The 14,006-nt window shown below is 41.2% G+C and carries 14 protein-coding genes and 2 tRNA genes; 8 read left to right on the top strand and 8 right to left on the bottom strand.

All coding sequences use genetic code 11. The annotated features are described in order from the left end of the window. Nucleotides 1-110 precede the first annotated feature (110 nt). From LPH68_RS07795 to prmC, 7 genes are all read right to left on the bottom strand, one after another. Nucleotides 111-194 (bottom strand) — tRNA-Leu (locus LPH68_RS07795). A gap of 16 nt (nucleotides 195-210) precedes the next feature. Further along, nucleotides 211-283: transfer RNA gene (locus LPH68_RS07790), tRNA-Gly, on the bottom strand. A 93-nt stretch (nucleotides 284-376) separates the two neighbouring features. Then, nucleotides 377-1,717 carry an argininosuccinate lyase gene (gene argH / locus LPH68_RS07785; protein ID WP_151923195.1) on the bottom strand — a complete coding sequence of 447 codons (1,341 nt, stop codon included), beginning with the start codon at nucleotides 1,715-1,717 and terminating at the stop codon, nucleotides 377-379. 10 nt (nucleotides 1,718-1,727) lie between these two features. After that, nucleotides 1,728-2,138: an SRPBCC family protein gene (locus LPH68_RS07780; RefSeq protein ID WP_008024483.1), complete on the bottom strand. Its 411-nt coding sequence runs from the start codon at nucleotides 2,136-2,138 to the stop codon at nucleotides 1,728-1,730. A 95-nt stretch (nucleotides 2,139-2,233) separates the two neighbouring features. Then, on the bottom strand, nucleotides 2,234-2,872 hold the full coding sequence (gene pyrE / locus LPH68_RS07775; protein ID WP_004313008.1) for an orotate phosphoribosyltransferase: 639 nt from the start codon (nucleotides 2,870-2,872) through the stop codon (nucleotides 2,234-2,236). Between the two features lie 78 nt (nucleotides 2,873-2,950). Next, nucleotides 2,951-3,433 (bottom strand): regulatory protein RecX, encoded by a 483-nt coding sequence (locus LPH68_RS07770; protein ID WP_004299786.1) that lies wholly within the window; start codon nucleotides 3,431-3,433, stop codon nucleotides 2,951-2,953. Next, the gene (gene prmC / locus LPH68_RS07765; protein WP_151923194.1) at nucleotides 3,430-4,266 is read right to left on the bottom strand and encodes a peptide chain release factor N(5)-glutamine methyltransferase; all 837 of its coding nucleotides are present in this window, start codon (nucleotides 4,264-4,266) and stop codon (nucleotides 3,430-3,432) included. Before prmC ends, LPH68_RS07770 begins: the two co-directional genes overlap by 4 nt. A gap of 36 nt (nucleotides 4,267-4,302) precedes the next feature. Between prmC and ribD the strand changes: the two genes are divergently transcribed. The 8 genes from ribD to LPH68_RS07725 all read left to right on the top strand — a co-directional run bounded on the left by ribD (nucleotide 4,303) and on the right by LPH68_RS07725 (nucleotide 12,814). Continuing rightward, nucleotides 4,303-5,358 (top strand): bifunctional diaminohydroxyphosphoribosylaminopyrimidine deaminase/5-amino-6-(5-phosphoribosylamino)uracil reductase RibD, encoded by a 1,056-nt coding sequence (gene ribD / locus LPH68_RS07760; protein ID WP_151923193.1) that lies wholly within the window; start codon nucleotides 4,303-4,305, stop codon nucleotides 5,356-5,358. A 142-nt stretch (nucleotides 5,359-5,500) separates the two neighbouring features. After that, the gene (locus LPH68_RS07755; RefSeq protein WP_151923192.1) at nucleotides 5,501-7,000 is read left to right on the top strand and encodes a DUF6242 domain-containing protein; all 1,500 of its coding nucleotides are present in this window, start codon (nucleotides 5,501-5,503) and stop codon (nucleotides 6,998-7,000) included. 25 nt (nucleotides 7,001-7,025) lie between these two features. After that, nucleotides 7,026-7,760 carry an isoprenyl transferase gene (locus tag LPH68_RS07750; protein WP_004313004.1) on the top strand — a complete coding sequence of 245 codons (735 nt, stop codon included), beginning with the start codon at nucleotides 7,026-7,028 and terminating at the stop codon, nucleotides 7,758-7,760. Between the two features lie 30 nt (nucleotides 7,761-7,790). Continuing rightward, on the top strand, nucleotides 7,791-10,445 hold the full coding sequence (bamA, locus tag LPH68_RS07745; protein WP_004313003.1) for an outer membrane protein assembly factor BamA: 2,655 nt from the start codon (nucleotides 7,791-7,793) through the stop codon (nucleotides 10,443-10,445). Between the two features lie 23 nt (nucleotides 10,446-10,468). Next, complete coding sequence (locus LPH68_RS07740; protein WP_008776422.1) at nucleotides 10,469-10,984, top strand: OmpH family outer membrane protein; 516 nt, start codon at nucleotides 10,469-10,471, stop codon at nucleotides 10,982-10,984. Between the two features lie 56 nt (nucleotides 10,985-11,040). Next, nucleotides 11,041-11,556, top strand: a complete 516-nt coding sequence (locus tag LPH68_RS07735) for an OmpH family outer membrane protein (RefSeq protein WP_004310501.1) — start codon at nucleotides 11,041-11,043, stop codon at nucleotides 11,554-11,556. A gap of 108 nt (nucleotides 11,557-11,664) precedes the next feature. Continuing rightward, complete coding sequence (gene murI / locus LPH68_RS07730) at nucleotides 11,665-12,507, top strand: glutamate racemase (RefSeq protein WP_151923191.1); 843 nt, start codon at nucleotides 11,665-11,667, stop codon at nucleotides 12,505-12,507. Between the two features lie 73 nt (nucleotides 12,508-12,580). Continuing rightward, nucleotides 12,581-12,814 carry a DUF2007-related protein gene (locus LPH68_RS07725; protein WP_004313000.1) on the top strand — a complete coding sequence of 78 codons (234 nt, stop codon included), beginning with the start codon at nucleotides 12,581-12,583 and terminating at the stop codon, nucleotides 12,812-12,814. Here the strand turns inward: LPH68_RS07725 and LPH68_RS07720 are convergent. Next, nucleotides 12,783-13,931, bottom strand: a complete 1,149-nt coding sequence (locus LPH68_RS07720) for a pyridoxal phosphate-dependent aminotransferase (protein WP_151923190.1) — start codon at nucleotides 13,929-13,931, stop codon at nucleotides 12,783-12,785. The two genes, LPH68_RS07725 and LPH68_RS07720, sit on opposite strands and share 32 nt — an antisense overlap. Nucleotides 13,932-14,006 lie beyond the last annotated feature (75 nt).

The raw sequence follows: 14,006 nt of genomic DNA, 5'->3' as shown, positions 1-14,006 counted from the left end.
GCTATCATATAGAGCTTTCCAGAAAATAAATAAAATGTATATTATACACCCATAAAAACAAAAAAGGCTTCATGAATCAATGATTCATAAAGCCTTATAAAGAATACTCGTACTCGAAGCGGGACTTGAACCCGCACAGCCGCAATGGCCAAAGGATTTTAAGTCCTTCGTGTCTACCATTCCACCATTCGAGCATCCTTTCAAAGAAAGAGCGGAAAACGAGACTCGAACTCGCGACCCTAACCTTGGCAAGGTTATGCTCTACCAACTGAGCTATTTCCGCGTTTTTTCAACGGGTGCAAAGATAAGTAGTTTACTTGTTTCTGCCAAATCTTTTCGGAGGAAAGTTTAAAAAACTATCCTCCGAAAGTTTATTTTATCTTCCAAGCAGTGCTTTCTCCGCTTTCTCCATTCCACAAAAGTTGAATCCATCAATCACTTGCTGCATCAATGCGGAGATTTCTGCATTACAAAGGTTACCAATACTACCTTCATGAGTATGGTGTACTTCTTTAGTATGCGAGAATTTACCTGCTTCAATATCCAAACCTACCTTTTTATATGCATCACGGAAAGGCATACCTTCACGTGCCAAACGATTTACCTCTTCCACACTAAAAATAAGAAGGTATTTGTCATCATCAAGAATATGTTCATTTACCTTTATTTCATTCATGATATAGGTTGTCATCTGCAAACAGTCTTTCAATTCCTGAAAAGCAGGAAGGAAAACTTCTTTGATAATCTGCAAATCACGGAAATAGCCGGAAGGCAGATTGTTCGCAATCATCATAATCTGTTGGGGAAGCGATTGCAATTTATTACATTTAGCACGTGTCAATTCAAACACATCAGGATTCTTCTTATGAGGCATAATGCTGGATCCTGTGGTGCAGTCATCGGGCAACTTGACGAAACCGAAGTTTTGACTGTTAAACATACAGGCGTCAAAAGCTAATTTGGAGATTGTTCCGGCAATCGTAGCCAATGCAAAAGCAACATTGCGTTCCATCTTTCCACGCCCCATTTGAGCATATACAACATTGTAATTCATTGAATCAAAACCTAATAAGTCAGTCGTCATGGTACGGTTCAAAGGAAAAGACGAACCATATCCGGCTGCTGAACCTAATGGATTACGATTGCACATTTTAAATGCTGCCTGCAAAAACAGCATATCGTCCATAAGACTCTCGGCATAGGCACCAAACCACAAGCCAAAAGAAGAAGGCATTGCAATCTGCAAGTGTGTATACCCCGGCATCAAAACGTTTTTATATCGTTCGCTCTGACGGATCAAGACATGAAATAGTTGTTCCACCGCTTCGGCAACCTCTTTTATTTGCGTACGGGTAAAAAGTTTCAAGTCCAACAGAACCTGATCATTTCTGGAACGGCCACTATGTATTTTCTTTCCGATATCACCCAAACGACGGGTCAACATCAATTCTACCTGCGAATGTACATCTTCCACCCCGTCTTCTATCACAAATTCACCTTTTTCGGCCGAGGCATAAATACTCTTCAATTCCACCAGCAACTGGTCCAGTTCTTCTTTTTTCAACAACCCAATGCTTTCAAGCATCGTAATATGAGCCATAGAACCAAGCACATCATGCTTGGCCAAATAAAGATCCATCTCACGATCACGACCTACCGTGAAACGTTCGATATCCTTATTTACCTGTACGGACTTCTCCCAAAGTTTCTGTGCCATAAAAAAAAGTTTAATATTCAATAACTGCCAGCATATCAACCATCTTCTCCAAACCTTCCTGGAGAGGTTTCTGCACCATTGCTTTCATAAATGGATTAAGATCCATTCCGATAGTAACCTTCACTTTACACTCTTCTTCTGCAGTTTCAACCAGTTGAATCCACATATTAAAAGGAAGAGGAGAGTTAGTTGTCGCCAACTTTATACATTTACAAGGATCGCGCTCTACAATTTGCAAAGTCAATTGCCCAATAGGGGAAACACTAAAACTCAACGTGTCCGAATCAAAACTCAAATCCTGCACCTTATCTTTTGGCAAACGGTCTTTGACTGCTTCCAGATTACTTAAATCCGAAAGTTTATTATATACGCGCTCCTGGCTGTAAGGTATTACCTTGACACTACTCTCAAAATTACTCATAAACTTCTATTAGTATAAAACAAAAAAAGAACAATCCGGCCAAATATTGTCCGAACAGTTCTTTTTACCAAATATGTTTGATCAAAAAATGAATCTTATTTTCCAGCATCCCAATGAGCAGGGTCTTTACGCCATTCGTTCAATGTCTGTATGTCTTCTTTTTCAATATAACCTGTACGAAGAGCAACATCAAGCACTGCTTCATAATTGGTCAACGTTACCAAAGTCACCTTCGCATTTTTGAATGCCTCTTCTGCTACCGGGAATCCATACGTATAAGCTGCAACCATACCGATCACTTCGCAACCATCGCGACGAATTGCTTCAACAGCCTTCAAACTACTACCACCTGTAGAAATCAAATCCTCTACGACTACGACTTTCATACCCGGACGAAGTTCACCTTCAATCAGGTTCTCCAATCCATGATCTTTGGGGGTAGAACGAACATACACGAACGGCAGATTCAATGCATCAGCCACTAAAGCTCCCTGCGGGATAGCACCTGTAGCCACACCAGCAATCGCATCCACCTGTCCGAATCGTTCCAATATCAGACGTGTAATTTCAATCTTCACAAAATTACGAAGAGAAGGATAGGACAGAGTTTTACGGTTGTCACAGTAAAAGGGGGATTTCCATCCAGAAGCCCATGTAAAAGGGTTAGCGGGTTGAAGTTTAATAGCCTTAATCTTCAACAGTTTCTCCGCAAATAGTCTCTCTAAGTTTTTCATAACTAAACTAACTATTAATTATTTGCCGCAAAAGTACAGAAATTGAACGAGAATAAAAAGAAGAATCCGTTTATTTTTTCAGTCAATTTGTTCCTCTTCATCGGGAATGTCGATACAACGCTTAATATCTTTCAGTTCAAAGCCACGACTCATAGCGAATCGCATCAACTTTCCATTCAATTCATAATCGTCTGCTGCATGGATACTTTTCCGTTTGGAAGCCAACAGGTCACGCAGAATAGAAAGGTATTCTTCTTCATCAATCTCGTTCAAATAACGCCATGCCACATCAGATGGGATCTTCTTCATATAAAGCCCTTGGGCTATTTTCATTTTCCCCCACTTGGCAAAGCGGAACTTGTCATTCACAAAAGCTCTGCAGAAACGTTCATCATCGATAAACTTCTCTGATTCCAGTCGGTCAAGAATACGCGCAATGGTATCATAGGCAATTCCCCAACGTTGTAACTTCTCATTTATTTCTGCCCGGCAATGCTCGGCAGTGGAGCAGTAAGAGGCTACGCGATTTAAAGCCTCTTCATCAGTTAATTGTGCACTCATCGGTTAGCTGTAACTATTCTATCTTTTCCAAATATGTCTTTTATAACACGAACATCACGATATTGGTTCATTTCAAGTATGTGTGCTGTTTCCTGGCCATAGGCCTGGTTGATTTCAAAATAAAGTTTCCCACCCGGCAAGAGCAATTCACTTCCCAGACGGGCTATACGATTATAAAACCGTAAAGGATCCTCGTCAGGAACAAACAGGGCCAGCCCCGGTTCCCATTCAAGGACATTAGCGTCCATTTCGTTCTTTTCCATTTCGGTCACATAAGGCGGATTGCTGACAATAACATCGAAAGACGGTATCTTTTCCCAGTCATCGGCCAGAACATCTCTTTGTAGAAATCTCACCCGAGCTTCCAAGGCGTCATTGTTTTTACGAGCAATAGCCAATGCTTCTTCCGAAATATCCCAAGCTTCTACTTCTGCATCCGGAAGTTTTTTATCCAAAGAGATCGCAATACATCCGCTTCCCGTACCTATATCTAATAGACGACGAGCATTTGGATTCTCCTCTACTATTAGTTCCACAAGCTCCGCGGTCTCCGGCCGGGGAATCAGTACGCCGGAAGCAACCTTAAAATTCCTTCCACAAAACTCCGCAATACCACGAATGTACTGTATAGGTTCATTTTTCTGTAAACGGAATATAATGTTTTCTAATTCACGCTGTTTGCATTCGGATAAAATTATATCTTTGCCCATGTAAATATCAAGCGCATCTAAACCTAACATGTCGCAACAAATCAGCATCGAAAGGGCTTTTACCTCCTCCGGTGGATAGATTTCCTGCAAAGATTGGCGAATGTAAGCGGTGATACGATTCATATTTTCACAATTTCGGAGTGCAAAAGTAAGAATAATATGGCGAAGAGCACCAAAATGGAAGAAGAAAAATACATGAGACGTTGCATTGAGCTTGCAAAGAATGGGTTATGCAACGTATCTCCAAACCCGATGGTAGGGGCCGTTATCGTATGTGACGGGCGAATTATCGGCGAAGGTTACCACATTCGCTGTGGCGAGGCGCATGCGGAGGTTAATGCGATCCGTTCTGTCAAAGATGAGTCATTGTTGAAACGTTCTACGATTTATGTCAGTCTGGAGCCTTGTTCCCACTATGGGAAAACGCCTCCTTGTGCCGATCTTATTATAGAGAAGCAGATACCACGCATTGTTATCGGTTGCCAAGACCCTTTTTCAGAAGTGGCCGGACGGGGAATTCAGAAATTACGGGATGCCGGACGAGAAGTGAGAGTTGGTGTATTAGAGGAAGAATGTAAATCGCTGATTCGCCGTTTTATCACTTTTAATACGCTTCACCGTCCTTTCATTACACTGAAATGGGCAGAATCAGCCGATCACTTTATTGATATAGAACGTACAGACGGAAAACCGGTAGTCCTCTCCTCTCCTCTTACTTCCATGTTAGTGCATAAAAAAAGAGCGGAGGCGGATGCGATTATGGTAGGCAGGCGAACTGCTTTATTGGATAATCCGTCACTTACGGTACGCAACTGGTATGGGCACAACCCGATACGCGTTGTGTTAGATCGCACGCTATCCCTCCCTAATGATTTACAAATATTCGATGGCAACGTGCCTACATTTATCTTTACTGAAAAGCAACAGCCAGAAAAAAAGAACATCACATATATCACCATCAACTTTAACCATAACCCATTGAAACAGATCATGGAAGCATTGTATCAACGAAAAATACAATCATTATTGGTGGAAGGAGGCAGACAATTGCTGCAATCATTCATTGATAATGAGCTATGGGATGAAGCCTATATCGAAAAGTGCCCCGGCCGGTTACACTCCGGTGTTAAAGCACCTCAAATGGACGATAATTTTAGTTATTCGATAGAAGAACACTTCGAAAGACAAATTTGGCATTATGTTCGTCGAATATAGCTAAGATAGTTCTATTCAGGGGGTTTTACGTCGATAAAAACAGTGTTATTATCTATAATTTTATATAAAACTTACCTGTAATGTTCATTATCGGAAAAAATGTTTCTATTTTTGCAACTTGTAAATAAACACAATCTTTCAAATGAAAATAAAGTTTTTATCATTCATTGCGAGTTTTTTCATGGTGTCATTTGTTATAACGTCATGTCTTGATGACGATAATAACATCGAATATAGCCCGGATGCAACTATACATGCGTTTGCACTTGACACAGCAGGCCTTGGGAGTTATAAATTCACTATTGACCAATTATCACGTGAAATCTATAACGAAGACTCTCTTCCTGTTCATGCCGATACCATCATTGACAAGATTTTAATCAAAACATTAACAACGGCATCAGGTGTCGTTACGATGAAGGACAAAAGCGGAAACGATTCCGTTTTAAACATCAATGATTCGATCGATCTTCGGAAAGAACTTACTATAAAAGTATGGTCAACAGAAGCATTAGCGGGTATATCTCCTAATCAGACTAAGGAATACAAGATCAAAGTAAATGTGCACAAGCATGATCCGGATTCGTTGAGATGGGATTATGTAGGTAAAATGCAGGACGAGATCATTGGAGAACAAAAAACGATTGAATTCAACAATAAAATCCTTACCTATTCCATAGTAGAAGGAGGAAATTTGAAAGTATACCAAAACAGCAACTATTCAAATTGGACAGCGGCAGGGACCAATACTACAGGTGATCTTACCAGTACACTACCTAATTCTATACTTCCTCTGAATGGAATCATATTAGCGACCGCTAATAATAAAGTATATGAATCAACAGATGGTGTTGCTTGGGCAGTTTCTGATAAATTCTCCGGCAATGTAAAAACATTTATCTCAAAAATACCTGTAGATACTGATACTAAAATAACCTATATCAAAACTGAAAGCGGAAAACAATATATTTATTCAATATTAGAATCAGAGCTAGGTTCAACGGATTCAGAAAAAGAAATCGAAGAAGCGGACAAGGAATTCCCTGTGGACAACATTTCTTACACAACCTTTAATAAAGGAAGTAGTTACTATCGTAATATCATCGTAGGAAAGCATGAACCTGCAATAGAGATCGATATTAATAATAAGAAAGTTCCTATTACTATTGCATGGGGATATGACGGTAATGTTTGGGCTAAGTTGGGAACAAAATCTACAACAGCTTACTGTCCGGCATTTGATAATCCAACCGTTATTTATTATAACGAACTTTTTTATGTGTTTGGAAACGAGTTCGAATCAATCTATGTTTCTCCAAACGAAGGAATAGCCTGGCAAAAAGCAAATAAAAAATTCTCCTTCCCCCATCAGGACTGGAATGAATCTGGTTTTACTCCGAGTATAGAAAAACCGGAATTCAGAGGAAGAAAGAACTATTCTATAGTGCAAGATACAGAAAATAAGTTTATCTATGTTTTATTCGGTAAAGAAAAAAACATTACTTTCACTGAAGAAGTAGAAAAAGCTGAAGAAACTCGAGCTACCGAATCTAAAGTCAGGGGACCTTATAGTCATGATTCAGAAGTTTGGCGTGGTCGTCTTAATCAGCTATGGTTTGATTTGGCAAATGCCGGGAAATAAAAACGTATACGTTTAAAATAAAAAGATGTCCTATATAGAACAAATAGACAAAACTCGGATACCACAACACGTAGCCATCATTATGGATGGAAACGGACGATGGGCAAAACAACGAGGGGAAGAACGTACTTACGGTCACCGTGCTGGCGCAGAAACGGTACAGAATATTACTGAAGATGCTGCCAGACTGGGGATTAAGTACTTGACACTTTATACCTTCTCAACCGAGAACTGGAATCGGCCGCAAGACGAGATAGCGGCTTTGATGAATCTATTGCTAGAATCTATTGAAGAAGAGACACTGATGAAGAACAATATTCGCTTCAACGTAATCGGTGATTTCAAGAAGTTACCGGTTGAAGTTCAGAAAAGTTTGACGTCATGTATAGAACGCACGTCCAAAAATAGTGGAATGTATATGGTACTAGCTCTTAGTTACTCATCCCGTTGGGAAATAACAGAAGCGGTACGGCAAATAGCAACGCAAGTAAAAACGGGAGAAATATCTCCCGAGCAAATAACCGATGAGTGTATCTCATCTCATCTGGATACTAATTTTATGCCCGATCCGGATTTACTGATCCGAACGGGAGGAGAAATCCGGCTAAGCAATTACCTTCTATGGCAATGTGCTTATTCGGAGCTTTATTTTTGTGATACCTTCTGGCCGGACTTCGACAAAGAAGAACTCTACAAAGCCATTTGGGAATACCAACAAAGGGAACGCCGATTCGGCAAAACCAGTGAACAGATCAGCTAATATAACTCGAAACATCAAATTATAACATAAATGCATTATCGTATTTCCTTTATATTCATAACGTTTGTCTGCCTGTGCTGCTTTGCGACAACAGGCGTTGCGCAAAATGCTAATACTGATGAAGACTCAAAACCTGTCATCTTATACTCCGGAACACCCAAAAAGTATGAGATAGCAGATATTAAAGTTGAAGGCGTAAAGAATTATGAAGACTATGTATTGATTGGGCTATCCGGACTATCGGTAGGACAAACAATTACTGTGCCGGGTGACGAAATCACTGGAGCAATCAAACGTTATTGGCGTCATGGTTTGTTCTCAAATGTACAAATCACAGCCGAGAAAATAGAAGGCAACAAAATCTGGTTAAAAATCAGTCTGACACAACGCCCACGTATCGCAGATGTACGCTACCACGGTGTGAAAAAGTCAGAACGTACCGACCTTGAGGCCAAACTAGGAATGGTAAAAGGCATGCAGATTACTCCGAATACCGTAGACCGTGCCAAAACATTGATTAAACGTTATTTTGATGACAAGGGATTTAAAAATGCCGAAGTAATCATCGCACAGAAAGACGATCCTTCCAGCGAGAATCAGGTGATTGTGGACATTGATATAGACAAAAAGGAGAAAATCAAAGTACACAAAATCACCATTGCAGGAAACACTGCAATCAAGGCTTCCAAGCTGAAAAAAGTAATGAAGAAAACCAATGAGAAAGGTAAACTTCTAAACTTGTTCCGCACCAAGAAATTCGTGCCGGAAAACTTTGAAGCAGATAAACAACTTATCATCGACAAGTATAATGAGCTGGGATATCGTGATGCAATGATCGTTAAAGACAGCGTTTCACAATATGATGAAAAGACGGTAGATGTATATTTGGATATAGACGAAGGTCAGAAATACTACCTCCGTAACGTGACATGGGTAGGTAATACTCTTTATCCGTCGGAACAGTTGAACTTCCTGCTTCGTATGAAGAAAGGCGATGTATACAACCAAAAGTTGTTGAATGAGCGTGTTTCTACAGACGACGATGCTATCGGTAACTTATATTACAATAACGGTTACCTCTTCTACAACCTTGATCCGGTAGAAGTAAATATCGTAGGCGACTCTATCGACCTCGAAATGAGAATCTATGAAGGTCGTCAGGCCACTATCAATAAGATTAAGATCAGTGGTAACGACCGTTTGTATGAAAACGTCGTTCGCCGTGAACTTCGTATCCGCCCGGGACAGCTGTTCAGCAAAGAAGACTTGATGCGTTCTTTGCGTGAAATCCAGCAAATGGGCCACTTTGACCCGGAAAAACTGCAACCGGATATTCAACCGGATCCGATGAATGGAACTGTTGACATAGGCTTGCCTTTGACTTCCAAAGCCAACGACCAGGTAGAGTTCTCTGCCGGTTGGGGACAAACGGGTATCATTGGTAAGTTGAGTTTGAAGTTTACCAACTTCTCTGTAGCCAACCTGTTACACCCGGGTGAAAACTACCGTGGTATCCTGCCGCAAGGTGACGGACAGACATTGACTATCAGCGGACAGACGAATGCTAAATACTACCAATCATACAGTATTTCATTCTTCGATCCATGGTTTGGCGGTAAACGTCCGAACTCATTCTCTGTATCAGCATTCTTCTCTGTACAGACAGACATCAGTAGCCGTTACTACAATTCCAGCTATTTCAACAACTACTACAACAGCATGTATAGTGGTTACGGTGGTTATGGTATGTACAATTACGGTAACTACAACAACTACGAAAACTATTATGACCCGGACAAGTCTATCAAGATGTGGGGACTTTCCGTAGGTTGGGGTAAACGTCTGAAATGGCCGGATGACTATTTCACTCTTTCTGCAGAATTAGCTTATCAACGCTACAACTTGAGCGACTGGCAATACTTCCCGGTAACCAACGGTAAATGTAATGACCTTAGCATTTCATTGACTTTGGCACGTAACTCTATTGACAACCCGATCTTCCCCCGTTCAGGTTCAGATTTTTCATTGTCAGTTCAGCTTACACCGCCTTACTCATTGATGGACGGTAAAGACTATAAGGGATATTATAGTAACCCTGAAACAGGTAGCATTACCCAGGACAACATGAATAAACTTCATAAATGGATAGAATACCACAAATGGAAATTCAAAGGCAAAACGTATACTCCGTTGATGGACCCGATTGCACATCCGAAATGTCTGGTGTTAATGACACGTACTGAATTCGGTTTGTTAGGTCACTACAACCAATACAAGAAATCTCCGTTCGGAACATTCGACGTGGGTGGTGACGGTATGACCGGTTATTCAACTTATGCAACTGAAAGTATCGCTTTGCGCGGTTACGAAAACAGCTCATTAACTCCATACGGATCTGAAGGTTATGCTTACGCACGCCTCGGCATTGAATTAAGATATCCGTTGATGCTGGAAACAAGTACTAACATTTATGTGTTAGGTTTCCTAGAAGCTGGTAACGCATGGCACGATATCAAGAAATTCAATCCATTCGAATTGAAACGTTCTGCCGGTGTCGGTGTTCGTATCTTCCTGCCGATGATTGGTATGATGGGTATTGACTGGGGTTACGGTTTCGACAAAGTATTTGGTTCTAAACAATACGGAGGAAGTCAATTCCACTTTATCTTAGGACAAGAATTCTAATGTATCATCAAAAACTAAACGTTATGAGAAAGTCTGTTCTATTAATCATGATGCTGTTTGCTGTCAGCATGGCGGCAAATGCACAGAAGTTTGCACTGATCGATACGGAATATATCATGAAGAATATTCCGGCAGCTCAAAGCGCTAATGAGCAAATGCAAGAAGCTACGAAGAAATACCAGAGCGAAGTAGAAGCCCTGGCAAAAGAAGCACAAAAGATGTTCCAGGACTACCAGGCAAAATCTTCCACTCTTTCTGCCGCACAAAAGACAAAGACAGAAGATGCAATCGTAGCTAAAGAAAAAGCAGCAGCCGAGTTGAAGCGTAACTACTTCGGTCCGGAAGGCGAATTAGCCAAGATGAGAGACAAGTTGATTACTCCGATTCAGGACGATATTTATGAAGCCGTGAAAGCTATATCACAGCAACATGGATATGATTTGATTATCGACAGAGCCTCTGCTACAGGTATAATATTTGCAAATCCACGCATAGATATTAGTGATGAAATCCTAAGAAAATTAGGATATTCAAATTAATTTCATACATTTGCAGCTGGAAATAACTAAAAATCATTCAAATAAATTATAGAACTATGCTAAAAAAAATTGCACTTGTAATGTTGCTTGCACTCCCAATGGGTGTATTTGCACAGAACCTGAAATTCGGCCACATTAATGCACAGGAAATCATCACTGTGATGCCGGAATTCACCAAAGCTCAAAATGACATTCAGACTTTAGAAAAACAACTTACTGCTGAACTTCAGAGAACGCAGGAAGAATTCAACAAGAAATATCAGGAATTCCAACAAGCTATCGCTAAGGATTCTCTTCCTCCCAACATCGCTGAAAGAAGACAAAAAGAATTGCAAGATATGATGCAAAGACAAGAGCAATTCCAACAAGATGCTCAACAGCAAATGGCGAAAGCACAAAATGATGCCATGGCTCCTATCTATCAGAAGTTGGACAATGCTATCAAAGCCGTAGGCGCTGCTGAAGGTGTAATCTACATCTTCGACCTGGCAAGAACTTCGATTCCATACGTAAACGAATCACAGAGCATCAACTTGACTAGCAAGGTAAAAGCAAATCTTGGTATCAAATAAGAACTGACCAAGAATAAAGAAATACCAAAAGGGAAAGAGAAAGAAGGATCAACTTCTTTCTCTTTCCCTTTTTTTGGCGTACATTTGCGTATATAAATCAAGTGTGTCATGAAGCAACATCTATCCAATACGCCCGGACCGATCGGAGTATTTGACTCCGGTTACGGAGGTCTGACCATCTTAGACAAAATAAGAGAAGTATTACCGGAATATGATTATATCTATTTGGGAGATAATGCACGTGCTCCTTACGGAACACGTTCTTTTGAGGTCGTATACGAATTTACCCGGCAAGCGGTCAACAAACTATTTGATATGGGCTGCCACCTGGTTATATTAGCTTGCAATACAGCTTCCGCAAAAGCTTTGCGCAGTATTCAGATGAATGATTTACCAGGCATCGATCCGGCTCGCCGTGTGCTCGGAGTCATCCGCCCTACCGTAGAGTGTGTCGGAGAGATAAGCAAAAATCAGCATATCGGTGTACTGGCAACAGCAGGCACCATCAAATCCGAATCGTATCCGTTGGAAATACACAAGCTATTTCCTGAAATCCAGGTCAGCGGCACAGCCTGTCCGATGTGGGTATCACTAGTTGAAAACAATGAATCACAGGACGAAGGAGCAGACTATTTTATCCAGAAGTACATCAACCAATTGCTATCAAAGGATCCTCAAATAGATACTGTCATTCTCGGATGTACTCATTTCCCCATACTTCTACCCAAAATCCGGCAATATATTCCGGAGCATATCAGTGTAATTGCGCAAGGTGAGTATGTTGCGGAAAGTCTGAAAGACTATCTGAAAAGACATCCCGAAATGGATGCAAAATGCACGAAGAATGGGAACTGTCAGTTTTACACGACCGAAGCGGAAGAAAAGTTTTCAGAATCGGCCTCTACTTTCCTGAAACAGCAGATTAGTGTAAAACACATCACGCTCGAATAAAATTTAAGAAAAAAAGTAACCGTTTCTCTCTCTTTTTTGTTATATTTGTAGATAACCCCTAATAAGCAAGATCATGAAAGAAGAAGATTATAGCAAAGCAATAGAAGTATTCTCCGGATCCCCATGGGAAGCCGAGATCATCAAAGGGCTATTAGAAAGCAATGACATCCGTTGCGTAATCAAAGATGGGATTATGGGTACACTGGCACCCTATATCGCTCCTTCCGTATCCGTTCTTGTCACCGAGGACCAATACGAAGCGGCCACCGCACTTATCAGGAGCCGGGCCGAGAAAGATAACGACTGATGCGGTCGAGCCCTTCGCGGATATTCTCCAATGAATTTGCATAGGAGAAACGTACATATCCTTCGCCTCCCGTACCAAAATCTACCCCGGGAGTAATGCCGACGTGTGCATGTTCGAGTACATCGAATGCAAAACGATAAGAGTCGGTAGTAAATTTGCGCGCGTCAGCAAAAATGTAAAATGCCCCTTGAGGTTCTACTTTTATTTCAAAACCCATTTCCCGGAGACGGGCAATCATATATCGGCGACGCTCATCATAAACCAGCTTCATCCGTTCCACGTCCGGTTCAGCCTGCCGCAATGCGGCAATCCCTGCCTGCTGGGCAACACTGGACGCACAGATAAACAGATTTTGTTGTAACTTTTGCAAAGATCGCATACAAGATTTAGGTGCGATCAAATAGCCCAACCGAAGCCCCGTCATCGCAAAACGTTTAGAGAATCCGTTCAGGACAAAAGCCTGATCCGTATATTCAAGGATGCTGTGCGCACGTCCTTCATACACAAGGCCGTGATAAATTTCATCTGAAATGACAGGAACTCCTAATGCAGCTACGTCCTTCAAGAATTTTTCATCCAACAACATTCCGGTCGGATTCATCGGAGAATTGATAAAGATAGCCGCAGTATGCGGATTCACACACTTACGGATAGCCTCTATGTCGTATTGCAGATATTCTTTAAACAAAGGAACCAAAACAGGTTTGGCTTGCGTTGCCAACACAAAATTGCGATAGCAAGCGTACCCCGGATTGGAAAGAATCACTTCACTATCCGGATTGCAGAGCAACATCAATGCAAGAAGAATAGACGGAGAAGACCCGGAAGTCACGACAATACAATCCGGATCTACCGTTACCCCATATTCGCGCAGATAAAAAGCGGCAATTTCCCGTCGCAGTTCCGGATCACCCAAAGAATGTGTATAATGAGTCAGATGACGATCATAAGCCGCTTTTGCCGCTTCCGCCACACAGGCCGGCACATCAAAATCAGGTTCGCCAACTTCCAGATGAATAATATCAATGCCTTGTTTTTGCAATTCGTTCGCCCTCTCCAACACATCCATTACGATGAAAGAGGTCATCTGTTCTACTTGTGGGTTTGTATGTTTCATTGCTTATCTTTTCTCTATCTGACTGCAAAGATAATTCTTTTTAGCCTGTTTTGGTAACATATCGGTAAAAAGCTC

The organism is Bacteroides sp. 1_1_30 (assembly GCF_020982715.1).
Taxonomy (GTDB): Bacteria; Bacteroidota; Bacteroidia; order Bacteroidales; family Bacteroidaceae; genus Bacteroides; species Bacteroides xylanisolvens.
The sequence above is the reverse complement of the archived record's forward strand: the minus strand, read 5'-3'. Positions and strand labels throughout refer to the sequence as shown.